This window comes from Veillonella sp. ICM51a, assembly GCF_000524355.1.
GTDB lineage: Bacteria > Bacillota > Negativicutes > Veillonellales > Veillonellaceae > Veillonella > Veillonella atypica.
Genome location: NZ_JAPX01000034.1, coordinates 1 through 24597, shown reverse-complemented (window position 1 = coordinate 24597; position 24597 = coordinate 1). Strand labels below are relative to the sequence as shown.

At 36.2% G+C, this 24597-nt stretch carries 22 protein-coding genes; 20 read left to right on the top strand and 2 right to left on the bottom strand.

Features of this window, described 5'->3' with window-relative positions:
- Positions 1 to 22 precede the first annotated feature (22 nt).
- From cobJ to HMPREF1504_RS05905, 5 genes are all read left to right on the top strand, one after another.
- Positions 23 to 712: a precorrin-3B C(17)-methyltransferase gene (gene cobJ, locus HMPREF1504_RS05925; protein WP_016475726.1), complete on the top strand. Its 690-nt coding sequence runs from the start codon at positions 23 to 25 to the stop codon at positions 710 to 712.
- A complete protein-coding gene (cobK, locus tag HMPREF1504_RS05920) occupies positions 709 to 1497 on the top strand; it encodes a precorrin-6A reductase (RefSeq protein WP_038124304.1) in 789 nt (262 codons plus the stop codon). The genes cobJ and cobK overlap by 4 nt, the downstream gene beginning before the upstream one ends.
- Positions 1484 to 2149, top strand: coding sequence for a precorrin-8X methylmutase (locus tag HMPREF1504_RS05915; RefSeq protein WP_005376263.1), 666 nt, complete (start codon positions 1484 to 1486; stop codon positions 2147 to 2149). The genes cobK and HMPREF1504_RS05915 overlap by 14 nt, the downstream gene beginning before the upstream one ends.
- A gap of 119 nt (positions 2150 to 2268) precedes the next feature.
- Positions 2269 to 3264 (top strand): iron ABC transporter permease, encoded by a 996-nt coding sequence (locus HMPREF1504_RS05910; RefSeq protein ID WP_038124301.1) that lies wholly within the window; start codon positions 2269 to 2271, stop codon positions 3262 to 3264.
- Positions 3264 to 4046, top strand: a complete 783-nt coding sequence (locus HMPREF1504_RS05905; protein ID WP_038124298.1) for an ABC transporter ATP-binding protein — start codon at positions 3264 to 3266, stop codon at positions 4044 to 4046. Before HMPREF1504_RS05910 ends, HMPREF1504_RS05905 begins: the two co-directional genes overlap by 1 nt.
- Positions 4047 to 4116: 70 nt before the next feature.
- Here HMPREF1504_RS05905 and HMPREF1504_RS05900 read toward each other — a convergent pair whose 3' ends face one another.
- Together HMPREF1504_RS05900 and HMPREF1504_RS05895 are read right to left on the bottom strand one after the other, a co-directional pair.
- Positions 4117 to 5058 carry an ABC transporter substrate-binding protein gene (locus HMPREF1504_RS05900; protein WP_038124297.1) on the bottom strand — a complete coding sequence of 314 codons (942 nt, stop codon included), beginning with the start codon at positions 5056 to 5058 and terminating at the stop codon, positions 4117 to 4119.
- 51 nt (positions 5059 to 5109) lie between these two features.
- Positions 5110 to 6111, bottom strand: a complete 1002-nt coding sequence (locus HMPREF1504_RS05895) for a sirohydrochlorin cobaltochelatase (protein ID WP_038124293.1) — start codon at positions 6109 to 6111, stop codon at positions 5110 to 5112.
- A gap of 619 nt (positions 6112 to 6730) precedes the next feature.
- Here HMPREF1504_RS05895 and HMPREF1504_RS05890 point away from each other — a divergent pair.
- The 15 genes from HMPREF1504_RS05890 to HMPREF1504_RS05820 form a co-directional block, all read left to right on the top strand.
- Complete coding sequence (locus HMPREF1504_RS05890; RefSeq protein WP_038124290.1) at positions 6731 to 7510, top strand: DUF805 domain-containing protein; 780 nt, start codon at positions 6731 to 6733, stop codon at positions 7508 to 7510.
- Between the two features lie 80 nt (positions 7511 to 7590).
- Positions 7591 to 7941 carry a hypothetical protein gene (locus HMPREF1504_RS05885; RefSeq protein ID WP_038124287.1) on the top strand — a complete coding sequence of 117 codons (351 nt, stop codon included), beginning with the start codon at positions 7591 to 7593 and terminating at the stop codon, positions 7939 to 7941.
- Between the two features lie 118 nt (positions 7942 to 8059).
- Positions 8060 to 8941, top strand: coding sequence for a sirohydrochlorin cobaltochelatase (locus HMPREF1504_RS05880; protein ID WP_038124284.1), 882 nt, complete (start codon positions 8060 to 8062; stop codon positions 8939 to 8941).
- A gap of 209 nt (positions 8942 to 9150) precedes the next feature.
- Positions 9151 to 10005 carry a sirohydrochlorin cobaltochelatase gene (locus HMPREF1504_RS05875; RefSeq protein ID WP_038124282.1) on the top strand — a complete coding sequence of 285 codons (855 nt, stop codon included), beginning with the start codon at positions 9151 to 9153 and terminating at the stop codon, positions 10003 to 10005.
- A gap of 92 nt (positions 10006 to 10097) precedes the next feature.
- Positions 10098 to 10805, top strand: a complete 708-nt coding sequence (gene cobI, locus HMPREF1504_RS05870; RefSeq protein WP_005376046.1) for a precorrin-2 C(20)-methyltransferase — start codon at positions 10098 to 10100, stop codon at positions 10803 to 10805.
- Between the two features lie 71 nt (positions 10806 to 10876).
- On the top strand, positions 10877 to 12250 hold the full coding sequence (locus HMPREF1504_RS05865) for a cobyrinate a,c-diamide synthase (protein WP_038124279.1): 1374 nt from the start codon (positions 10877 to 10879) through the stop codon (positions 12248 to 12250).
- A gap of 82 nt (positions 12251 to 12332) precedes the next feature.
- Entirely contained in the window at positions 12333 to 12875 is a 543-nt protein-coding gene (cobO, locus tag HMPREF1504_RS05860) for a cob(I)yrinic acid a,c-diamide adenosyltransferase (protein WP_038124276.1), read from the top strand.
- A 126-nt stretch (positions 12876 to 13001) separates the two neighbouring features.
- A complete protein-coding gene (locus tag HMPREF1504_RS05855; RefSeq protein WP_005376230.1) occupies positions 13002 to 13391 on the top strand; it encodes a class II SORL domain-containing protein in 390 nt (129 codons plus the stop codon).
- A 233-nt stretch (positions 13392 to 13624) separates the two neighbouring features.
- The gene (locus tag HMPREF1504_RS05850; RefSeq protein ID WP_038124271.1) at positions 13625 to 14854 is read left to right on the top strand and encodes an aspartate kinase; all 1230 of its coding nucleotides are present in this window, start codon (positions 13625 to 13627) and stop codon (positions 14852 to 14854) included.
- 8 nt (positions 14855 to 14862) lie between these two features.
- On the top strand, positions 14863 to 15180 hold the full coding sequence (locus HMPREF1504_RS05845; protein WP_038124353.1) for a hypothetical protein: 318 nt from the start codon (positions 14863 to 14865) through the stop codon (positions 15178 to 15180).
- A 223-nt stretch (positions 15181 to 15403) separates the two neighbouring features.
- Positions 15404 to 18310, top strand: a complete 2907-nt coding sequence (locus tag HMPREF1504_RS05840) for an insulinase family protein (RefSeq protein ID WP_038124268.1) — start codon at positions 15404 to 15406, stop codon at positions 18308 to 18310.
- Between the two features lie 99 nt (positions 18311 to 18409).
- The gene (gene gluQRS, locus HMPREF1504_RS05835; protein WP_038124266.1) at positions 18410 to 19357 is read left to right on the top strand and encodes a tRNA glutamyl-Q(34) synthetase GluQRS; all 948 of its coding nucleotides are present in this window, start codon (positions 18410 to 18412) and stop codon (positions 19355 to 19357) included.
- A 53-nt stretch (positions 19358 to 19410) separates the two neighbouring features.
- A complete protein-coding gene (locus HMPREF1504_RS05830; protein WP_005376120.1) occupies positions 19411 to 19785 on the top strand; it encodes a CoA-binding protein in 375 nt (124 codons plus the stop codon).
- A 9-nt stretch (positions 19786 to 19794) separates the two neighbouring features.
- Positions 19795 to 20115 carry a co-chaperone YbbN gene (locus tag HMPREF1504_RS05825; protein WP_005376372.1) on the top strand — a complete coding sequence of 107 codons (321 nt, stop codon included), beginning with the start codon at positions 19795 to 19797 and terminating at the stop codon, positions 20113 to 20115.
- A 360-nt stretch (positions 20116 to 20475) separates the two neighbouring features.
- The coding region (locus tag HMPREF1504_RS05820; RefSeq protein WP_038124264.1) for an ESPR-type extended signal peptide-containing protein at positions 20476 to 24597 on the top strand (4122 nt) is incomplete at its 3' end.

Below are 24597 nucleotides of genomic sequence, written 5' to 3'. Positions count from 1 at the left end.
TGGACCTGGGGACGCTGAATTTATGACACCACAAGCACGGGAAGCCATTTTAGCGGCAGATCGTGTAGTCGGTTATTTAACATATCTTGATTTGATTAAAGACCTTATCGCAGGTAAACAAACGGTAGGTACAGCGATGATGCAAGAAGTGGATCGTTGTCAACAAGCCGTTGATTTGGCTGTAGAAGGTCATCAAGTAGTCGTAGTATCCTCTGGTGACTCCGGCGTGTACGGCATGGCTGGCCTTGTATTGGAATTGGCTAATAAAGTATCAGCAGACAAACGCCCTTCCGTGGATATTGTTCCAGGTCTTAGTGCTGTCAACGTAGCAGCATCTGTATTGGGTGCACCTTTGATGCATGACTTTGCCGTTATTTCCCTTAGCGATTTGATGACACCTTGGGATTTAATTAAAAAACGTGCTGACCTTTGTGCACAAGGGGATATGGTTATTTCCTTATATAACCCACGCAGTAAAAAACGCGTAACTCATTTAGATGAAGTACGTGAAATCGTTCTAAAATACCGCGACCCTAAAACACCTGTAGGCATCGTGCAAAAAGCAGGTCGTCCAGGTCAACATATGGTAATTTCTGATCTAGAAAACTTCACAAAAGAAGAAGTAGATATGCAAACACTTGTTATCATTGGTAACAGCCAAACTTATGTTGAAAATGGTCGTATGATTACACCTCGAGGCTATAAATTATGATTTGGGTCATTGCTGGTACCTTGGATGGTCGAACCTTAGCGGTAGATATCCAAGAACGAACCGGTGAAGAGGTTCTCGTGACAGTAGTGAGCCAATATGGGGCGGAATTGGCAGCTCATGAAGGCATTACAGTTCATACAGGACGCCTCGATCAAGAGGCTATGCAACAGTTGATTAAGGAGCATAATGTGCGCCTACTCATTGATGCAAGCCATCCGTATGCGGCTATTGTGACTGCAACGGCACAAGATGCAGCTAAGGCGGTGGGCATTCCTTTTGTTCGGTTTGAACGAAAAGAGGTACCATTGCCAGACTATGATAAGTTGCATATCGTCGTGGATGAAACAGAAGCAGCTGATTTAGCTGGCAAGCTGGCTAAGGAAAATAACAATCATGTATATTTGACTACTGGTAGTAAGACGATGCACATCTTTGCTAAGTCTGAGGCCTTACAAGACTGTGAAGTGTGGACACGTATTTTGCCAACTGCTGAGGTGTTGCAAATGATGGAAGACCTCAATGTGAGTCCTAAGCGTATCGTTGCCGTACAAGGTCCATTTTCTTACGATATGAACCGTATTATGTTCCACGATACAAAGGCGAGCGTTGTGGTTATGAAAAACTCTGGCCTCGTAGGTGGTGCTGATACGAAATTACAGGCTGCCATCGACCTTGGCATCCACGTTATTGTTATCGATCGTCCACGGGTGAAACTCGAATGCCCTGTGGTATCATCGAATGATGAATTTTTCAAATTATGGGAGGAAACTAATGGATTACGTTAAAAATCCTAAAGCTATTGAAGATAAAAGTATGGAAATCATTTACGATTATGTAAAGGATTTAGGTTTAACTGATGATGAAGTACGCGTTGTATCTCGTACAGTTCACGCATCTGGTGACGTTGAATATGCTCAACTCGTAAAAATGAGCCCTGACGCTGTTCAAAAAGGTATAGAAGCATTAGACAATGGTGCAGATATTTACACTGACGTAGAAATGGTTCGCACAGGTATTTCTAAACCGGCTCTTAAACTTCGTGGTAATGAAGTACATTGCTTAATCAAAGATGAAAACGTAGCTAAAATGGCTAAAGAATTGGGTGTAACTCGTTCCATCGCTGCTATGCGCACATTTGGCAAACAATTAGAAGGCCAAATCGTTGCTATCGGTAATGCACCAACTGCATTGTACGAAGTATTGCGTTTAGCTCTTGAAGAAGGTATTAAACCAGCTCTTATCATCGGTATTCCTGTAGGCTTTGTTGGCGCTGCTGAATCCAAAGATTATTTGATGGAAGTATCCCCAGTTCCTTATATCACTGTAAAAGGTAACAAAGGTGGTAGCCCAATTGCAGCATCCGTATGTAATGCATTGCTTTACACAGACGTAAAACGCAACGATATGCTCTTCGTAGAAGGCAAAGAATCTAAATAATAGTTAACCCGAATCGTTGCTTATTGGGGGCGATTCGGGTTTTACTATATCTATTATGAGGTTTATATGTATAATACGGGTGCTGATAGTACCATGTATTGGTGAAAGGAGAGGTTACTGTGGACTCTCTGAATGAACGAAAACTATTTCGTATATCAGTTATTATTGTCTTGGTTATTGCTGTCATAGCTAGCATGATTATCTCACTGATTTGGGGCTCCACACCGGTGTCACTATCGGAGATTTGGCACACATTGTGGGCTAGTGATCTAACAGATACAGCATCGCAAATCATTTGGAATATTAGGTTGCCTCGTAATATTGTTGCCGCATTGGTAGGTGCTTGTTTAGCCGTATCGGGTGCCATTTTACAGGCGGTTATGAAGAACCCTTTGGCAGATCCTCAAATCGTTGGTGTTTCCTCCGGTGCTGGACTTGCCGGTGTTATTATATTTATTCTTTTCCCTGGCTATGATCATATTGTGCCTCTCGTCGCCTTTATAGGTGCTATGGCTGCGGCGTTGATGGTATATGCTCTTGCTTGGAAGAATGGTGTACGCCCAAGCCGTATCATCTTGGCTGGTGTTGCGGTGGCTGCTTTTTTAGGCTCTGGTATTTCTGCACTACTTGTATTCTATGGAGATCGTGTGCAAGGAGCCTTACTTTGGATGGTAGGGGGCTTGGCTGCACGCAGTTGGCCACAAGTAGAGGTTTTGTTCCCATACGCGTTAGTCGGTCTTATTTTTGCCTGTTTAGGTGCCAAACGTCTTACTATTTTAAGTTTAGGTGATGAAACAGCAAAGGGGCTAGGCCTTAAGGTAGAACAAACGCGGTTTATTATGACTGCTGTTGCGGCTCTATTAGCAGCAGGTGCCGTTAGTATTGCGGGTTTAATCGGTTTCGTAGGCCTCGTTATACCGCATATGTTACGACTTATCATCGGTAATGATTATGCGTATTTACTCCCCGGCTCTGCATTATTAGGGGCACTCGTCCTCGTTGTTAGTGATACGGTAGGGCGTGTTATGTGGAGTCCAATTGAGGTACCGGTTGGCATTATCATGGCATTCTTTGGGGCGCCATTCTTCTTATATCTATTGAGGAGGGATAACTAATGAATACGGCTATTAATGTAAATCAGTTATCCGTCACTCTCGGAAATCGTCATATTTTACATGATATTAATGTATCTGTCCCTACTGGTAAAATAACGACTTTAATCGGGCCTAATGGTTGTGGTAAAAGTACACTCTTACGGTCTATGATTGGCTATATTCATAGTCCACGTGAATGTGTGACTATTTTAGGTAAACCATTACAGTCGTATTCACAAAATGAATTGGCACGTCAAATGGCGTTTCTGCCACAGGTGCCTAATATGCCAAAGGATATGACCGTAGAAGAATTGGTATATTGTGGACGCTATCCATACCAAATGTGGTGGAAGAATACGGCCAAAGAGGACCGAGAAATCGTTGACTATGCATTAGGTATTACAAAAACGAATCATTTACGGAATCAATTAATTCCATCCTTATCTGGTGGTGAACGGCAACGGGTATGGATTGCTATGGCGTTAGCACAACAACCAAAATTATTAGTGTTAGACGAACCAACAACATACTTAGATATTAACCATCAACTAGAAATCATGGAATTGTTAAAACGATTAAACGATGAACAAGGGTTAACCGTATTGATGGTACTCCATGAATTGACGCAAGCCGTACAATATTCTCATTATATGGCTATTATAAAAGATGGTCATTTAGTGACAGCTGGAGACACGAAAGAAATCGTATCGGATGAACTATTTAGAGATGTATTTTCCGTAGATGTACAAATCGATACCTTTGATGATAAACAATATGTACGTGTAAAAGGTTTAGTTGAGTAGATAGCTAGACTAATAGTGAAAGAGGGCATTCCCGAAATGGGGAATGCCCTCTTTAGTATGTTAGGATATGTTAAAATGTAACATCAATGCCATATGCTTCTTTCACTAAACGAGCCATAGCCTCAGGTGTTTGTAGACCTGGGTTAAGTAGGAATAGTTTAGATGGTAAGTAGATGACACGGTTGTTTTGTACAGCCTTAAGATTAGCCCATGCAGGATTATCTGTCATAGCTTTCTTCATGGCCTTTGTAATTTCTTCTTCTTTACCCATGGTAACGACGAAGATAATATCAGGGTTATCAGCAGTTAATGTTTCAAGAGAATACGGTACCGTTTTATCTTTGGTTGTACCATCTAGGTGAGATGTTACAACATTTGTCATACCTAATTCTTTGACCATAGATGCAGTTACCGCTTCGTCGGTTTCAGCTGTCACACCTTTACCGGTAGCACGCAATACGGCAACACGTGCAGGTTGTTGATTTTTAATGGCATCCTTTACCTTTTGAATGTTGCTTTCATAGGTGGCAATAACGGATTTAGCCTTATCTTGATGGTTTGTTAACTCTCCAAGGAATGTTAGCATTGGCACATTATCCTTGATACCATCGTAATTGAAAAGTACGGCTGTAATATTGTTAGATTGTAATTGGGATTCATATTTTTTATGTTGGTTTTCCAAACCCAATACCACATCTGGTTTTAAACCTAACAATTGTTCCATATTGATGTTAGCCGTTTGACCTAATGCAGGTAATGCTTCTAATTCTGGCGCTAGTTTATCTGTTGTGCTAGCTCGGGAAATTGCCTTGCCATCTACTGCGTATAGCATGGACAATACAGAATTTGAAAGAACGGCGATGCGTTGTGGATCCTTTGGTACAGTGTAGGTTTCACCATTAAAGGTAAGTTCCTTCGTAGTAGCAGAAGAGCTGGATGTGGATTTACCACACCCAGCTATTGCTAGTACAACCATGACCAAAGCAAGACTACAGAGTAGTAGTTTTTTCATGATGTACTCCTATGTATGTTATATAACGATACTAGTTAAATTGTAGATTGATTATTTATGTAATGCGTCCCAAGATTCGTTAGCACGTTCAACGAATAATTTACGGATGTTAGGATTTTCACCTAAGCCATGGATGTAAGTGTCAACTTTGAAGCCTTCTTTTTCAAGGATGGATTTATGGGAATCCGGTTCATTACCAGCCATGTCATTGTTAGCATGGTCGCCTGCAACCATCATGAATGGCATCAATGTAACATGTTTAATACCATGTAATTTCAATTGAGGGATAACTTGTTCAAGATTTGGAGTACCTTCTACAGTGTAAATAAATACATTTTTCATACCAAGAGTATGGATACGGTCTTGAATTACAGAATAGTAAGCATTGGAAGGATCTGGAGTACCATGAGCCATGATAAGAAGACCGTCTTCTTTGCCTAATTTAGGGAATTGAGATTGAACAGCTTTTAATGTTTCAATAACTTGGTCAGTTTGGTTTTCTTGACCCATCCAGTACATAAGAGATGTACCAAGTGTCATTTTTTTGAAATTATCTTTGTACAAATTATATACTGCTGCATCGTAGTTGTATTCCATACCAGGAATTACATCAAGGGATGCTAATGCAACGCGAGTGTAACCGTCTTTTTTAAGTTCAGCCAATGCTTCTTCAGGAGTTGGGTAAGTAATACCTTCTTTTTGTTGGATACGATCACGAATAATATGGCTTGTGAAAGCTGTAATTACTTTTGTGTTTGGATGAGCTGCTTTAATAGCATCTACAGTTGCATCAATTGTTTTAGCACGAGTATCTTTGAAAGTTGTACCAAAGCTCATAACAACCATAGCATCTTTGTTTGGCAAGTTTTGTAAAGCTTCAGTATTGTGTGTACGAACACCGATTGCAGAAGCTTCTTTTAATGCTGGAGTAGGGTCTTTTACTTCAGGATTTAATTGGTATGCAGCGTGACCAAGCACAGGAGCACCAAATGTCAATGCGAAAGCCGCTAATGCAGCAGAAACTGTTAATGCACGTTTTTTTACACTAAACATAAGTGAATCACCTCATTAAACAACATCATCTGACTATGCAGACATAACTATATTATCTATAATCAATCGTAGCAACCTAGAGTATATATGTCAATAAACCCCATACCTGTACACGTATAAATAATACGACCGTTTTTTATAAAAAATCATAATAAATGAGGAATAATCTTATGTTTTATAAAAATATTCTTATTGGTTATGATGGTATAATTATAAGTAATTCGATATTTATGATAGGATTTATCATTTTGTTTTGTTAAAATGATTAATTGTATAAGATGTTAATTATATTTATAGCGACATATAGATTTGTGGTTGCTATAAACTCTTAACAAATATATATTTTGTAATAGATTGGCGTTTACTTGAGATTAATTAAGTGTTTATAGAAAGTGTCTTATATAGAATGAGTAAGCATATAAACATAGATAATGAAATAAGATTGTTTAAAGATAATATAGAATCTTTGCGAATAACCAATATTTTTAAAAATAGACGCATAAACATAACAACTGCGTTAATTTACTATACAACCATAATTTATATATATTTACTTACGTTGAGTGTAGTTTTTTTTATTAATCCAATGCCGTATGAGTATTTTTTTTATGGAGTAGAGATGACTACCAATATATTATTTTTAATAGTATTGGGGTATCGATGTCAGGATTATGGTATTCATAGATATGTAGGTATTATATTTGTTATTATGGTTAGTTCCTTAATTACAATCTGGCAGGGAGGAAGCTTTTTTGTTAGTCCCGATAACTTTATAATATCTATAACTAAATCAGGAGCAAGTTCTATACTTAATCTAAATAAATCATATTTTTTTATGATTATGAATAGAATTATATTATTATTTTTATTAATTCCTGGAAATAAGATAAATCGTTATGGAGAACAACCAAAGTCTGGATTTTGGGATGGGACACAGTTGGTTGTTGATCCGTTGAACATATCGATTATTAAAAGTAAGTTTCACAAGTTTTGGCTCGATTTAATTCGTAGAAATGATGAGGATAAGGGAAGAAGTAATAAGCCATCGACAAAAGCTGAATTGGAATTTATGGATGTCTTACATAATGTATTTATAAAGAATGTATTCAATTTTACTGGTCGTTCTTCTAGAGATGAATTGTTACTTTTCACAGTTTTGTTTTCTATTTTATCTATGGTATTGAGTTATTTTGTACCATTTACTCCTAAAATTATGGGACAAAATAGTATAGTGATAGTAAATGAATTGATAGTTGCTATTTTGTGTATTCCTTTTTTTAGTTTACTTGTTCGAAGACTTCATGATAGTGGTAATAGTGGTCTTTGGATTTTCTTCCTTATAGTGCCTGTTGTGAACATATATGTTTTTTATCTAATTTTTGTGAAGCCATCTGTTTAAAAGAGGTGAGTCCATGCAAGGAATACATAATAAAATAGCTTTTTTGTTGATTAAATAATTTTATGTAAGAGAGAATATGAATGGAACAAGGACAAATAATAATCATCTTCATAATTTTTAATTACCTCATGATTAAATATCGAAATAGTAATAACATAAAACTTGTGGCCTTAGTAGGAAATTATTTGCTCTTAAGTATTGCATTGTCTGCGTATTTTGGTATTAGTGATATTATTACACCTATTAATTCCGTATTGGTTAGTATACTGGCAATCTTAGGAATATATAATTTATACCGCAAAAATAAGCGTGGCCTTTTATCTCCAATAGAAAAAAGAATGCTCTATGTAATTTATTCTTTTATAATATTGATCTTAACATCAGTGGTCATCGTTGTTTTGTTTTTATTATTTGGAGAGCATTTGATTTGAGTGATAATATTTCTCATTGACTTTCATACGACAATCCTGTATGATTAGTACATAGTAGTTGATAATAATTTTCATTTATGAAAATTGTTTCATATATATGGGTATATGGAGGTCACATATGAAAGGTATAATCATTGCATCCTTTGGATCAATTTATAAAGAAGCGGTGGAAACATCCATTGGCACTATAGAGTCTAAAGTTCGTTCCTTATACAGAGATGTAGAGGTACGACGTGTATTTTTGTCTGATGCATTAGTGGAAAAGTGGAATGAAAAATATGATGATACGATTGCTTCTTTCACCGACGTCATGCAAGAATTTAGTCGCAAGGGAATTGATGAGGTATATATTCAACCGATTACTCTCGTAGCGGATCAATGCTATCAACAAATGCGTAAGCAAGCACTTAAGTTCTTACATAGCAGTGAATATAATTTCTCTCAAGTTAATATCGGTAAACCCTTATTAACATCGTTAGGTGTTAAAAATTACGCTGATGATTATGAAGCTACATTAGATGGCATCATGCGTCATATTAATACTAAATCTCTTAATAAATCCGTTTTATTGATGGCAAATGGTCAAAATCAATTAGAATTTTCTACATTACAATTGAAAGCTATGTATGGTTCTGCTTCTAATGTAGTAGTATTTACTACAAATGGTTTCCCTACATTTAAGCAGGCCTTAACATTGGTAGATAGAATGGGTCATAAAGATGTACTCGTTGTACCATTGGCTTTGATTGGTTCCACTCATTTAATGGATTACCTTGGCGGTGATCGTTCCGATTCTATTTATGCACTTTTAACAGAACAAGGGTACAATGTAGATATCTGGAATGAAGGCCTTGGTGAAAACCCATATGTACAAGATTTATTCTTGAAACATTTAGGTCAAGCGATTCGTATGTCTGATAGAAAACGTAGCTCTCAACGCGAATCATATCAAACTGTTATTCGACCTTCCCGTATAGAAGCACAAGGAATGATTTCTTAATTACTTCTGGTAAAGTTGTATATAAACTCTCTCATAAATACACACTATCTTCAAAAAGCATCCACCTTTAGGGGCGGATGCTTTTTGTTATCCATCTATATGGGTATGAAAGTTAATTATAATATTATCTTTATACGGGGTATGGTATCCAACTATAGTAATGCGTGTGGTATGATGAATAGTGAATTATATTTGATAAGGAGACCGTTATGAAACAAGCTATATTAGTAGTGGCCTTTGGCTCAACAGTTGATTCCGCTCGTGAACATCAAATTGATGCTGTTGTAAACCGTATTAAAGAGAAATATACAGATTATGAAGTGCGTTTAGCCTTTTCATCGCGTATCATTGTAAAACGTTTACGAGACCGTGGTATTGAAATTCCTACAGAGCAAGGCGCATTAGATGCTCTCATTGGTGAAGGATATACAGATATTTATGTACAACCATTGCACTTCACTGGTGGTGAAGAATTTGATAAGTTGAAACATAATATTTTAAATCACGAACGGGCACAAGAACTGAATACATTGCGAGTAGGCAGACCATTGGTATACTATATGGGCCAAGAAGAACACCCGAATGATTATCAAATTTTAATCGACACATTTGTTACATCCTTATCCGTCAGCGATGAAGATGGTTTATTATTAGTTGGTCATGGTGGTTTAGGCTCTGGTAATTCTGCATATGGTTATTTGCAATATCAATTGATTCGCAGTGGCCTTAATCATGTTCGTGTAGCCACTTTGGAAAATGCTCCTTATGTAGAGGATGTGGCCGTACCTTGGGAATGGCTTGATGGTAAGAAACCTAATAAGGTTTATGTGCACCCATTGCTCCTCGTACTTGGCGATCATGCGCTTAATGATTTATTTGGCGATGAAGAGGATAGTGTAGTCAATGTATTGAAAGAGGCTGGTTATGAAGTAGAAGAAATGCATCATGCCCTCGGTGAATACACAGAAATTCAAGATATCTATTGCCAGCATATTCAAGATTGTATCGATGATATATACGGTAAGCGCAGCAGTCATCGACCAGCGATTCCGAATGTGAAATAAGAGTAGACTTTCACAAACATTTTGAATATATTTAATAAATTAGGTATAATAGTAATGTTAATCATATTGAAATATAGAATAGGAGAATCATCATGAAAGGTAAATTATATGGCATAGGTGTTGGTCCTGGGGACTCTGAATTAATGACTGTGAAAGCTGCGCGTATTGTAGGCGAAGCAGACGTTATCATTACACCTAAAACAGAAAAGAAAGATGGTTCTGTAGCCCTTAATATTGCAAAACCATACATTCAAGAACATACTGAAATCGTTCCAGTTGTATTCCCAATGGTGCTCGATGATGCTACACAACAAGAAGGTTGGGAAGAGGCTAAGCGCGTTATCGTATCTTATTTAGAACAAGGTAAAAATGTTGTTTTCTTAACACTTGGCGATCCAATGTTCTATAGTACATATATGTACGTATATCGTTTGATTGAAAATACAGGCTTTGAAATTGAAACAATTCCTGGTATCACTGCATTCTGTGCCATTGGTTCCCATCTTGGCTATCCAATCGTAGAAAAAGAAGAGGTTTTGGCTATCGTTCCAGCCACTGCACCTAAGGAAAAAATTGATGCTGTTATGGCTGTTGCCGATGATGCAGTTATCATGAAGGTGTATAAAAACTTTGATGAAGTGCAAGAAGTATTGTTGAAACACAATATGGCTGACGACGCGGTTATGATTTCTCGCGTTGGCTTGCCTGATGAACAAGTTTTCGTAGGTCTTGATAATATGCCTAAGGACAAGAAATTAAACTATTTGTCCACAATTTTGGCAAAACGTAAAGATCGTTAATTGACTATACTCTGATGTCTGAATGCTTTTAGTGAAAGCCGTATAGATAGTATTAATAAGAGGTAATACATATGAATACTGTACCCATTCCACGTGTTGTTATAGCTGGTACCAATTCCGGTGTCGGCAAAACGACTATTGTTGCGGGCCTTCTCGCAGCGTATCGAGCAAGTGGCCATGGGGTGCAATCCTTTAAAGTGGGCCCGGATTATATCGATCCGGGCTTTCATAAAATTGCATCGGGCCGTGAAAGTTATAATTTAGATTCTTGGTTAGTTCCACCGGATACATTGCCAACATTTTTTGCATCCATGGCGGGCGATGCAGATCTGGCCATTATTGAAGGCGTTATGGGGCTCTATGATGGTGGCCGAGAGGGTGTGAGCAGTACGGCTCAAATTGCTAAGCAATTAGGTGCTCCTGTTGTGCTCGTTATCGATTGTAAGGCCATGGGTGAAAGCGCGGCGGCCATTGCCATGGGCTTTAGAGAGTATGATAAGGATGTGGATTTTAAAGGCGTCATTTTAAATCGCTTAGGTTCCGATAATCATGAACGCATGGTCCGTGAAGGTATGGAAAAAATTGGCGTTCCTGTTATTGGTGCTATACGCCGTGATGACCGCATGCATTCTCCTGAGCGTCATCTTGGTTTGACACCAGTTACAGAAGTTGACCCTACAGAGGCAATTGCAACGATTCAGCATGCCGTGGAATCTATGGTAGATTTAGAGGCACTCTATAAGGTAGCGGCTAGTGCAGCACCTATGCCGGCACCGATTGATATAACCAAGGGTGTTACTAAACGAACAAAAATTGGCGTTGCTTATGATGAAGCCTTTTCGTTCTACTATCCAGCCAGCTTATCTGCCCTTGAAGCTCAAGGCGCTGAGCTAGTTTACTTTAGCCCTTTAAATGATAGCGCTATTCCTGATGTAGATGGCCTCGTATTTGGCGGTGGTTTCCCTGAAATGTTCTTGCAGGCTTTATCTGAAAATACGGCCATGAAGGAATCAATCCGTAAAGCTAATCAATGTAGTATGCCTATCTATGCTGAATGTGGTGGCCTTATGTACCTTTGTGAACATATTCACGATTTTGATGGTAATGTGTTTGATACAGTTGGTGTTGTGCCTGCCAATTGTGTAATGCAACAAAAACTGCAAAAGGTAGGATATGTAACGGCAACGGCTAAACGCAATACATTACTTGGCAATACAGGAACAGCTTTGCATGGTCATGAATTCCATTTCTCCACCATGGAACCAACCATTGAAGATTTCCCTTGGGCCTTTCACTTAGAAGGGGGCCGCAAACCGCAGTCCTATGATGGTGGGTATGCTACCGATAATGTGTTGGCATCCTATCTACATCTTAACTTTGCTGGTTCTCTTGAAGGGGCTAAGCATTTTGTAGATATGTGTGAAGCCTTTGGTCATACTAAATAAATCTATTATATTAGTATTTAATTGTTATATTAACTATAGATGCAGCCCTACATAGTGTGACATAGATAATAGGAGTATAGAAATGAGCGAACGTGGTTTAATTCTCGTAAATACAGGTAATGGTAAAGGAAAGACAACAGCCGCTTTAGGTGTTGTTTTACGCGCCGTAGGACAAGGCTTGAAAGTTTTGATTCTACAATTCATCAAAAGCGGTCATGGATACGGTGAACTAGAAGGCCTAAAAAAACTAGGTGATGCGGTTACCATTAAATCCATGGGTAAAGGATTTATCTACTACAACCGAGATAAAGTTACTGTAGAAGAACTAGAAAAACACAAAGCAGCAGCTCAAGAAGCGTGGAAAACACTAGTAGAAGAAGTCAACTCCGACAAATGGGATCTCATCGTTATGGACGAAATCAACAATGCTATTAACTATGAACTCATCGATGTTAACTCCGTTGTAGATATGCTTAAACAAAAACCAGAGCGACTACATGTTATCCTAACAGGTCGCTATGCAAAACCTGAAATCATTGACATCGCTGATACAGTGACCGAAATGAACGTAGTAAAACACGCTTACGAAAAAGGCATAAAAGCAGCAAGAGGAATCGAGTTTTAAATATAGAAAATTTTCGAAAAAGTCCTTGCCTAAACTATATCGAAAATGTATAATATAGTCATAGGCACAAGGTGCTAATATTCTTAGACATTAAGTATGTATATAACTATAACCAGGAGGTTAACTATGGCTGTACATGATTACATTAAATCTGGCGATTTCGCTACTGAAAAACACGTTCCTGTTATCGAAGCTGCTGATAAAGTAAAAGCAGGTGAAGCATTCGACGTAAAATTATCTGTTGGTAAAGACATTGCTCATCCAAACACTGTAGAACATCACATTGAATGGATTAAATTGTACTTCGTAGCTGAAGGTACTCAATTGCCTTATGAAGTTGGTGAATTATCCTTCAACGTACATGGTGACGGTGCAACAGCAAACGAAGGTCCTGTACATGCAGTTTCCGCAGGTACATTGGCAGTATCCTTGAATAAATCTGGTAAATTGATTGCTGTATCTTACTGCAACATCCATGGTTTATGGGAATCTGAAAAAGCTATCGTAGTTGAATAATAAATTGTATTTGACTGTAAAAGGTCAGCCTTAGGGCTGGCCTTTTTTGTATGGAGCGTATGACAAGTTACGAACATTAACGATTGATTATAAATACAATGTATGTCCGCTATAAAAAGAATTTTGTTCTTTTATAGTGGAAAAATACCTGTATATCCCTTTACAGTGCGGTTTGTTTTGTGGTAAAGTATATGCATGTTATTTTTTAGTACAATGATAAATGAGGGATAATAGTGGCATTAATCGTCAAAAAGTTTGGTGGCAGTTCTGTTGCAACACCTGAAAAAATATTTAATATCGTTGATCGTGTCCTTCATGAAAAGAAAGAGGACGATCGCATTGTAATAGTTGTATCCGCTATGGGGGATACAACAGATGACTTGGTATCTTTGGCAAAACAAGTAACATCTAAACCATATGGTCGTGAAATGGACCGCTTGTTGTCTACTGGCGAACAAGTAACGATTGCATTGATGGCTATGGCGTTTAATGAACGCGGTCAAAAGGCTGTTTCTTTAACTGGTGATCAAGCAGGTATTACAAGTAGTGATAACTTTAATAAAGGTCGTATTTTAGGTGTAGATCCTAATCGTGTATTCGAAGCATTGGATGCAGGCAATATTGTTGTTGTTGCTGGTTTCCAAGGTATTACCGAATACGGTGACATGGTAACATTAGGCCGTGGTGGTTCTGATACAACAGCGGTTGCTTTAGCAGGCGCTATGAAAGCCGATGTATGTGAAATCTTTACAGATGTAGAAGGTGTATACTCTACTGACCCTCGCGTAGCAAAGGAAGCTTTTAAACTAGAAGAAGTTACGTATGGCGAAATGCTTGAAATGGCACGTTTAGGTGCAGGCGTAATGCAACCGCGTGCTGTTGAAATGGGTTTCCGTTATGGTGTACCAATTCATGTTCGTTCTACATTCAGTAATAATACAGGCACAATTATTCGGGAGGATTATACTGTGGAATCTAATAAACACGTAATTACAGGCGTAGCCGATGATACAAATACAGCAAAAGTAGCTCTTGTGGGCGTTGAAAATAAACCTGGTATTGCAGCAAAAGTATTCAAAGCATTAGCAGAAAAAAATGTTGATGTGGATATGATTGTTCAATCTATTCGTTCCGTAGGTGAACCTAAAACTGACCTTATCTTTACAATTGCTCTTGATGATGTGGTATTGGCACGTGAAGTGTTGAAAGAATTACAACAAACTGTTGATATCGAAGCTGTTAATATTGATGAAAATATGGCAAAAGTATCTATCATTGGCGCTGGTATGTTGGGTCAACCTGGCGTAGCTGCTCAAATGTTTGATATCCTTAGTAAAGAAGGCATCAATATTGAAATCATCAGTACTTCTGAAATCAGTATTTCTTGCTTGGTTGCACAAAACCGCGTAAAAGATGCAGTTCGTGTTATTCATAATGGTCTTTTGTTAAACGAACGAGGCTAACATACATGATGGATAGTCTACGCACATTTATGGATGAAATGCTCGATGATCAAGGGCGTAAGGAAGGTTTTATTAGCGATTTATTAGCGAATTTAAAAACACAACCTATTCCCACATTAGAGCAAGCACAGACAGGCTATACAACAGTGAGCAATTTACATGGTATATTTTATAATTATGATGCGTCAGAGGTGACCATATCTTATAAAGTAGTACCAGATATGTATGCTCCCTATACAATGAGTTTTCGCCAATTTGAGGTTGTTCTCGAAGGGCTTTTGACAAGTCGACGCAATCAAAAGTGGCAAATCAAACAAGATAAATAATAAAATCAGGACACTCCTATAAGGGTGTCCTAATTTATTTTGTTATTATATGCAACATTCATATCTCATAAATAAGAATAAGTTATAGATAATCTTTGTAATTTGATAATAATTCTTGAAAATTCGTGTAAATCTTCGTAATGTGGTATAATAGATAGTCAATAATAGATTAAGATTTTACATATATATATACATTATAAACAAATTAGAAAGAAGGGTATCTATGGAACTGAATAAAATATATTCTGGTTTTCGCCTTGATCGCATAGAACGTATTGATGAAATCAATGGTACAGCCTATGAAATGAAACATGAAAAATCTGGTGCTCGTCTTATTTATATTGACTCACCAGACACTAATAAAGTATTTAATATTGCCTTTAGAACGACTCCTCAAGATAGCACAGGTGTCGCTCATATCATGGAGCACTCCGTGCTTTGTGGTTCTCGTAAATTTCCATTAAAAGAACCATTTGTAGAACTTGTAAAAGGTTCTTTGAATACATTCTTAAATGCTATGACCTATCCGGATAAAACGATGTATCCTGTAGCAAGTAAGAATGACAAGGATTTCCACAATTTAATGGATGTATACCTCGATGCTGTTTTTTATCCACGGGCAGCAAAGGATCCAGAAATTATGATGCAAGAAGGTTGGCATTATGAGCTTGATTCTGTTGATGATGAGTTAACGTATAAGGGCGTTGTATTTAACGAGATGAAAGGGGTTTACTCCTCTCCAGATTCCGTACTAGAACGCGAATTGATGCATTCCTTGTTCCCTGATACAACATATGGTGTTGACTCCGGTGGTAATCCAGATAATATTACGGACTTGACTTACGAAAAATTCAAGAAATTCTACGATGTGTACTATCACCCATCCAACAGCTATATTTTCCTATATGGCACAATGAATATCGAAGAACAATTGCGCTTTATCAACGATGAATATTTGAGCCATTTCGATGCTATTGAAATCGATACTGAGGTGACTGAGCAGGCTCCGTTTAAGGAATGTAAAGTGATTACATATCCTTATAGTGTAGGCTCTGATGAAAGTACGGATAATCGTACGTTACATGCATTCTCCTATGTATTGCCCCATGTAACACCAGAACAAAGCCTTGCTTTTGAGGTATTAACACATGCTTTATTAACATCTCCTGCAGCACCTTTAAAACAAGCATTGGTGAAAGCCGGTATTGGTTCTGATGTATCTGGTTATTACCTAGATAGCATCCGTCAACCAATTTGGGTTGTTCAAGCCAGCGGCTCTAATATGGATAAACAAGGTCAATTACAAGAGATTGTTGAATCTACATTACAACAATTTTGTAAGGATGGTATCGACAAGGAATTATTAGAAGCTTCTCTTAATAGCATTGAGTTTACCCTTCGTGAAAGCGACTTTGGTGGTCGTCCAATCGGTTTAGCTTATATTATCCGCATGATGGACAATTGGTTATACGGTAAGGATCCAATTGAGTTGTTGCATTATGAAGAAGCGTTAGTTAATATTCGCAAAGGCCTTCAAGGTTCTTACTTTGAGGATTTGATTCGTCATTCCTTATTGGATAATCATCATAAGTCTCTCGTATCCTTGTATCCTGAACAAGGATTGCAAGATAAAAAGGATGCAGATGTTAAGGAACAATTAGCAGCTATTAAAGCTTCTATGTCACAAGATGAGCTAGAAGGTATCGTTGAACAAACAAAACGCCTTAAACTTCGTCAAGAGACACCAGATAGTGAAGAAGCGCTAGCTACTATTCCACTTTTAGAATTATCTGATTTGAGTCCAGAAGTGGAAGATGTGGAACGTCGTGAAAGTACGATTGGTCATACAAAACTTCATTTTGTTCCTACTTTCACAAAGGGCATCAACTATGTGGCTTACTATTTTAAGCTAGATTGCCTCACTGAGGACGAATTATTCTATGCAGATATCTTAAGTGATATCATCGGCCGCGTAGATACTTCCAAACGTTCTTATGAAGATTTGGCAAAATTAATCAATCTAAATCTTGGTGGTTTGAGTGCTGATATTACAGGCATTAGTAAAGCAGGACAACGAGATGAATTCGTACCGCTCATGGTTGTACGTAGTAAGGTATTGCATGCTAAATTACCTGAATTGTGTAATATCGTAAATGAAGTTATTCACGATGCTCAATACACCGATGTAACGCGTTTAACAGAACTTGTACAAGAAGGCAAAGCTATTTGGGATAATGAGGCGTTCCGTAGAGGAAACACCATCGTTAGTCAACGCGTAATGGCTAAGGTATCAAAGGTTGGTAAATTCCGCGATGACGGTAACTTAGGGTATTATCAAAAAATCAGCGAATTAGCTACTAATCCTGCAGCATTACCATTATTGCCAGAAAAATTAGCTGATGTAGCTCGCAAAATTTTCCGTTCTAACAATGTAGAAATCATGTTCGTAGGTGAAGAACAAGAATTAGTACCATTTACAGAGTTGATGGAACCATTGCTCAGTACTTGGAATGCAGAGGCATTGCCAAATAATGTATTATCCATAGACCATACAACGAGCAATGAAGGTATTGTCACAGCTGGTAAGGTTCAATATGTGGCACAAGGTGGTAATTTCATCGATCATGGATTTACTCATGTTGGTGCTATGAGCGTATTAGAAACAATCTTGCGTTATGAATACTTATGGATTCGCATTCGTGTACAAGGTGGGGCCTATGGCGCATTTGCTAACTTCTACGACGATGGTAATATGATTTTCTGTAGCTATCGAGATCCAAATCTTGTGGAAACACTTAATGTATATAAAGAGTTACCTGAATACTTACGTCAATTTACATTAACAGATCGAGAAATGCGTAAATATATTATCGGTACTATGAGTGGTCTTGATTTACCAATGACACCAGCATTGCGTGGCCCTCGTGCTATGGGGCTATACTTTAGTGGTGCCAATATTGAAGATAAGGTAGCATTTAGAAAACAAGTCATCGGCTGTAAGCCAGAAGATATCGTAGCTCTTGCAGATGTGGTAGAACCTGTGTTAAAGGATAATCATATTTGCTCTATGGGTAACGAACAAAAAATCAAAGATGCTGGTGTCTTTGATAGCATTATATCCCTTGGCTAATATATAGTTTGTAAACTGAGGCTATCCTCACCATGTGTTAATATAATAATGTATTAATATATAGTATATTATTAGAGTGCATATAAGGAGATACTATTTATGAAAGGACGATTCGCACCTAGCCCAACGGGGTATATCCACCTAGGGAATGTGTGGATCGCCCTTTTGTCGTATATATCGACCCGTAACCAACATGGTACCTATGTGGTACGCATGGAAGATATCGATATGCAGCGCTCTAAGCGTTCTTTTGGCGAAGCCTTGCTAGATGATTTAGAATGGCTTGGCTTTGAATGGGATGAGGGCCCTCGTGTGGGTGGGCCAGAACCATCGTATTGGCAAAGTGAACGGTTGCCAATGTATGATGAGGTCTTACAACAATTAGAGAATACAGGTCTAATCTATCCATGTTTTTGTAATCGTACTCGCTTGCAATCCATTGCTTCTGCACCTCATCGAGGTGAAGTCGTTCATCATTATGATGGACATTGTCGTAGTTTAGATAGTGCCACAGTGAAATTGAAGAGATTAGAAAAAAATCCGTCAATGCGTATTAAGGTGACTGATTCAACTATGGATTTCAACGATATATACCAAGGGCTGCAGCATTTTGTATTGCGCCAAGGTGTTGATGATTTTGTATTGCGCCGTGGGGATGGCATGTATTCCTATAATTTAGCGGTCGTACTAGATGATATAGCAATGGGGATTACTGAAATCATTCGGGGGCACGATTTACTGGAAACTACGGCTCAACAAATGTATTTGTACCGCACGTTACATGCTGAGCCTCCTTGCTATGGCCATGCACCGCTGCTCATAGATAACGATGGACATAGGCTTTCAAAACGGCAGAAAAGTATAACTGTAAAAGAATTGAGAGATATGGGGTGGACTGCAGAACGTATTTTGGGAGAATTAGCTGTATTGGCGGGATTGTTACCTCAATGTGATGCACCGAGTATTTCTCTAGCATCATTATTAACATATACAGCGCGAACCGAAGAGTTAGGCTGTGAACATATTGTTTTAAAAAAATCGATATAATATATTGACAGTTTTCGATATTGATATATAATAGTATATAAGAGGTGGTAAGAATGACTATTAAAGATGCGTTAGCTGAAAAAGTTTGGGCTGTAATAGGTGCCACTCATAAAACCGATAAGTTTGGGTATAAGATTTATAAGTGCTTAAAAGAGCATGGATATGAAGTCTATCCGGTTAATCCAAATGTAACGAGTATCGATGGCGATACTTGTTATCCAAGTCTATCTTCGTTGCCAGTTGTTCCTAGCGTTGTTGATTTTGTTGTACCAGAAGCAGCAGGGCTTGCAGCAATTGATGAATGTAAACAATTGGGCATTAAGATGATTTGGTTACAACCAGGTGCGGATAAACCAGCAGTTTTAGCTAAGGCTAAAGAGGTAGGTTTGGATTACATTCAAGATTGTGTATTAGTTCAATTGCCTTAGGAGGAAATAATGAGCGAATTAAAAGAGTTAAAAACAGCAGAATATCAAGATCTTCTTAATCAAGGTGGCGTAACAGTTATTGATTTCTGGGCTCCATGGTGCGGTTACTGTGTACGTATGATGCCAGTTATTGAAGAAATCGCTGGTGAACTAGAAGGTAAAGCAAACTTTGTAAAAGTAAATGCTGATGAAGAACCAAGCTTGGCACGTGATTTACAAGTAGAAGTATTACCTACATTTGTAATTTTGAAAGATGGCGAAGTAGTAGATCGTAAAATTGGTTTCTTACCAAAAGGTGATTTGCAAGGTGCTATCGAATCTAAATTCTAATTAGATTAATAAACGGTAAAATATATAAGGCCTATTAATGTATACATATACATTGATAGGCCTTTTTTATCTGTGTAAATAAAAATACAAGTAAAAATATTAATTAAATATAAAATGAAGAGGAAAATTTATATATCGGAAAAATTTGATAAACAAGGCTTTTTCAAGATTGTTGCCATATAAAACGATGAGTAAAATATGAAGCATAAGTTTAACTTATTAAAAAAACGCTTTAATTTTAAAATATCTTGTGCTAGTATTTAATTAGATATTGTGAATATTTAGTGAAGTATATTCCAGTATTTTCATTTATTTCATCTGTGCGGGGTGAGAGCCGCATAAGTTGGGAGGGAACTTAATATGAATAAGGTATTCAAAGTAGTATGGAGTGCGACTAAGAATGCATATGTAGTAACATCTGAGTTAGCTAAGTCGCATCAAAAAACAGCAACTACAATTGTAGCTGCAATTTTGTTAAGTGCCAGTTTGGGTGGAGGCATTGCTTCTGCATCCACACCTGCAGATTGGTATAGAACTGATCTTATTGGTAGTCAAAAATGGTTAACACCTGGCCAAGGTAGTCAAGCAGTTGAACAACAACCAATTGATTTACATCAACAAGATCAACAAGATCAACAACAATGGCAACAAAGCCAACAAAATCAACAACAAGGTCAACAATGGCAACAACAAGACCAACAACAATGGGGCCAACAATCTCAAAAACAAGGCTCTGGTAAGGTTATTGTTGATTTAACTAATATTAAAAATCAAGTTAACCAAAATACTTACAATATTAGCGTATTGAAAGGTAATGTTAACTGCCTTAATAGTAAATTCTATTGTTTAGCTGATAAGGTATCTAAAAATACATTAGCGATTAATAATCTTAATGTAAAAGTTGATACACTTAATAACAGTGTGAAAAACATTGAAAACAAAGTTACAAATAATGTAACTAAAAATGTTATCAACAAGGTTACTAACAATGTTATTAATCAAGTAAACAATACTGTAAACGCAAAAATTGATGTTAAAATTGAAGAAAATAATAAGAATATTATTAACCAAGTAAATAACAACATCAAAAAAGAAATTCAAAATAATAACACTACTATCATCAATCAAGTAAATCAAAATATTGATGCTAAGATTGAAAATAACAATACAACAATCATTAATAAAGTAGACCAAAATATTGATGCTAAGATTGAAAAGAATAATACGTCTATCATCAATACAGTAAACAAAACTATTAATGAAAGTATTCAAAACAACAATACTGTTATTAATAACAACATTAAAAACGAAATCAATGCTAACAATGTAGAAATCAACAAGACTATTAAGAATGAAATTAATGCTAATAACACTGTTATTAACAATAATATCAAAAATAGCATTGAAGCGAATAATGTTGAAATTAACAAAACAATTGTTAATAAGATTGACGAAAATAATGTAAAAATCAATCAAAATATTGCTAATGTTAAAAACGAATTACAAGCGAATATTAACAAGGTAGATGTTAAGGTAGATGCTAATAGTAAAGCTATCAACAACTTGACTGTTAACGTTAACAATAACAGCAAGTCTATTGCTGACTTGTCTAAACAAGTTAACGAAAACACTAAAAATATCACTTTCAACAATACTATTGCGATAGAAAACCGTAAACTTATCGGCGATAACAAAAAAGACATCAATGATAATAAAAAAGCTATCGAAGAGTTGAAAGGTAAAGTTGGTACTACTATCAACAACATCAACACAACAATTGATAATAAGATTAATGAAAACAACACTAAGATTATTAATCAAATCAATAAAGATGTAGACATTAAAATTGATAATAGTAAAACAAATATTATCAATACAGTAAACACTAATATTGATAATAAAATCAACGCTAATAACACAGTTATTAACGCTAACATTGATAATAGCATTAAACAAAATAATGTCGAAATCAATAAGACAATCAAAAATGAAATTAATGCTAACAACACAACTATTATCAATAAAGTGAATGCTGATGTTGATGCTAAGATTAATAATGTTAACACTACAATTAACAATGTAAACACTAAGGTTGACGGCAATACAACTAAAATAGAATTTAATAATAATCGTATTAATACTATTCTTGACGCTATGAGCAACCATGAAGGTCGTTTACAAGCTGTAGAAAATGATGTTAAGAACATTAAGACTGATTTGAGCAATACTACAAATCAAGTTAATATCAATACAAAGGATATTGCTGATTTGAAGGGTAAAGTTGGTCAAAATATTGGTAATGTTCAAGTAGATATTAATAATATTAAAAACGATATTACAAACATCAATAAAAAGATTGATCAAAACGACATCGCTATCAATACAAAAGTAGATAATAAAGTTAATGAAATCAATACTAAGATCGATAATAAGGTTACAGAAATCAATACTAAGATTGACAACAAAGTAATTGCTATTGATCAAAAAATTGATAACAAAGTAACTGAAATCAATGCAAATATTGATAACAATGTAAATATTATTAACAAAAAAATCGATAATAATGTAAATATTATCAATACAAAAATTGATAATAATAATATTACTATCAACAAAAAAGTTGATAATAAAGTAAACGAAATCAATACTAAGATTGATAACAAGGTTAACGAAATTAATGCTAAGATTGATAAGAACGATGTAACTATCAATACGAAGGTAGATAATAAAGTTAATGAAATCAACGCTAAGATTGATAATAAAGTAACTGAAATCAACACAAACATTGATAACAAGGTTAATGAAATCAATACGAAGATTGATAACAATGTTATCGACTTGAGCAAGAAAATAGATGCTAATATCGTTGATGTTAACAAGAAAATTGATGCTAATACAACAGCAATCAATAATGTTAATGTTCGTGTAGATGGTGTTAAAGGTGATGTAGCTGGTCTTACTAAACGCGTAGATCGTCATGACGAACGTTTAGACTACTTGCAAGGCAATATTGAAGATAACTCCACACGTATTAGTGCTAATGAAGATGATATCAAGAAATTAAAAGGCCAAATTGGTACAACAATCACTAATGTTGAAAATACAATCAATGCTAAGATTGAAGCCAATAACACAGTGATTAGAAATGATATCAACACTGCAATCACTAATAACAACACTGTTATCAATAAGAACATCGAAACAGCTATCAATAATAACAATACAGTAATCAATAATAATATTGAAACTGCTATTGCTAACAACAATACTACAATTCTTAATAAAGTTGATAAAAACATCGATGTAAAAATCAACGAAAATAACAAACAAATCAACAATACAATCAATACTAAGATTGGTGAAGTGAACGTTAAGATTGATGGCGTTAAAGGCGACTTGGATGGCCTTAAAGGTCGCGTAGATCGTCATGATCAACGTTTAGATTACTTAGAAGGCAATGTTGTAGATAACTCTACACGCATTAGTGCTGTTGAAGATAATGTAAATGTTAATACTACTAACATTGCAAACAATACTAAGAATATCAATATCAATGCTAAAGCTATCGATGAATTGAAAGGTCAAGTAGGTAAATCCTCTACTGTTATCAACGATATTAAAAATCAAATCACTAATATCAACGGTAAGGTAGAAAATAACACTACTAATATCACAAATAATACTAAGAACATCGCTATTAATGCACAAGCTATCGTGGATAATAGCAAACGCATCAACGAAACAAATGTTAAGGTAGAAAATAATACTACTAACATTGCGAACAATACTAAGAACATCGCTGTTAATGCACAATCTATCGTAGATAATAGTAAACGCATCAATGAAACAAATGTTAAGGTAGAAAATAATACTACTAACATTGCGAACAATACTAAGAACATCGCTGTTAATGCACAAGCTATCGTAGATAATAGTAAACGTATCAACGAAACAAATGTTAAAGTAGATGCTAATGCAGCAGCTATCGTAGATAATAGTAAACGTATCAATGAAACAAATGTTAAAGTAGATGCTAATACAACAGCTATTAATAATGTGAATGTAAAAGTTGCTGGTATTAAAGGCGATTTAGATGGCTTAACTAAACGGGTAGATCAAAATACAAAAGATATTAATGTAGCTGGCACAATTGCTCTTGAAAACCGTAAGTTTATCGGCGACAACAAGGTTGCTATTGAAAATAATACTAAGAATATCAATATCAACGCTAAAGCTATTGATGAATTGAAAGGCAAAGTAGGTCAATCCTCTACAGTTATCAACGATATTAAAACTCAAATCACTAATATCAATGGTAAGGTAGAAAATAATACTACTAACATCACAAATAATACTAAGAACATCGCTGTAAACGCACAGGCTATTGTAGATAATAGTAAACGCATCAACGAAACAAATGTTAAGGTAGAAAATAATACTACTAACATTGCAAACAATACTAAGAACATCGCTGTTAACACA

Excerpts from the sequence above, each read along its gene's own strand:
- HMPREF1504_RS05890 (WP_038124290.1), top strand. The coding sequence starts at position 6,731 with ATGACTACCAATATATTATTTTTAATAGTATTGGGGTATCGATGTCAG.
- cobO (WP_038124276.1), top strand. The coding sequence starts at position 12,333 with ATGAGCGAACGTGGTTTAATTCTCGTAAATACAGGTAATGGTAAAGGA.
- HMPREF1504_RS05845 (WP_038124353.1), top strand. The coding sequence starts at position 14,863 with ATGGATAGTCTACGCACATTTATGGATGAAATGCTCGATGATCAAGGG.
- cobK (WP_038124304.1), top strand. The coding sequence starts at position 709 with ATGATTTGGGTCATTGCTGGTACCTTGGATGGTCGAACCTTAGCGGTA.
- HMPREF1504_RS05880 (WP_038124284.1), top strand. The coding sequence starts at position 8,060 with ATGAAAGGTATAATCATTGCATCCTTTGGATCAATTTATAAAGAAGCG.
- HMPREF1504_RS05825 (WP_005376372.1), top strand. The coding sequence starts at position 19,795 with ATGAGCGAATTAAAAGAGTTAAAAACAGCAGAATATCAAGATCTTCTT.
- HMPREF1504_RS05885 (WP_038124287.1), top strand. The coding sequence starts at position 7,591 with ATGGAACAAGGACAAATAATAATCATCTTCATAATTTTTAATTACCTC.
- HMPREF1504_RS05915 (WP_005376263.1), top strand. The coding sequence starts at position 1,484 with ATGGATTACGTTAAAAATCCTAAAGCTATTGAAGATAAAAGTATGGAA.
- HMPREF1504_RS05905 (WP_038124298.1), top strand. The coding sequence starts at position 3,264 with ATGAATACGGCTATTAATGTAAATCAGTTATCCGTCACTCTCGGAAAT.
- cobI (WP_005376046.1), top strand. The coding sequence starts at position 10,098 with ATGAAAGGTAAATTATATGGCATAGGTGTTGGTCCTGGGGACTCTGAA.
- HMPREF1504_RS05855 (WP_005376230.1), top strand. The coding sequence starts at position 13,002 with ATGGCTGTACATGATTACATTAAATCTGGCGATTTCGCTACTGAAAAA.
- HMPREF1504_RS05900 (WP_038124297.1), bottom strand. The coding sequence starts at position 5,058 with ATGAAAAAACTACTACTCTGTAGTCTTGCTTTGGTCATGGTTGTACTA.
- HMPREF1504_RS05830 (WP_005376120.1), top strand. The coding sequence starts at position 19,411 with ATGACTATTAAAGATGCGTTAGCTGAAAAAGTTTGGGCTGTAATAGGT.
- HMPREF1504_RS05895 (WP_038124293.1), bottom strand. The coding sequence starts at position 6,111 with ATGTTTAGTGTAAAAAAACGTGCATTAACAGTTTCTGCTGCATTAGCG.
- HMPREF1504_RS05865 (WP_038124279.1), top strand. The coding sequence starts at position 10,877 with ATGAATACTGTACCCATTCCACGTGTTGTTATAGCTGGTACCAATTCC.
- gluQRS (WP_038124266.1), top strand. The coding sequence starts at position 18,410 with ATGAAAGGACGATTCGCACCTAGCCCAACGGGGTATATCCACCTAGGG.
- HMPREF1504_RS05840 (WP_038124268.1), top strand. The coding sequence starts at position 15,404 with ATGGAACTGAATAAAATATATTCTGGTTTTCGCCTTGATCGCATAGAA.
- cobJ (WP_016475726.1), top strand. The coding sequence starts at position 23 with ATGACACCACAAGCACGGGAAGCCATTTTAGCGGCAGATCGTGTAGTC.
- HMPREF1504_RS05875 (WP_038124282.1), top strand. The coding sequence starts at position 9,151 with ATGAAACAAGCTATATTAGTAGTGGCCTTTGGCTCAACAGTTGATTCC.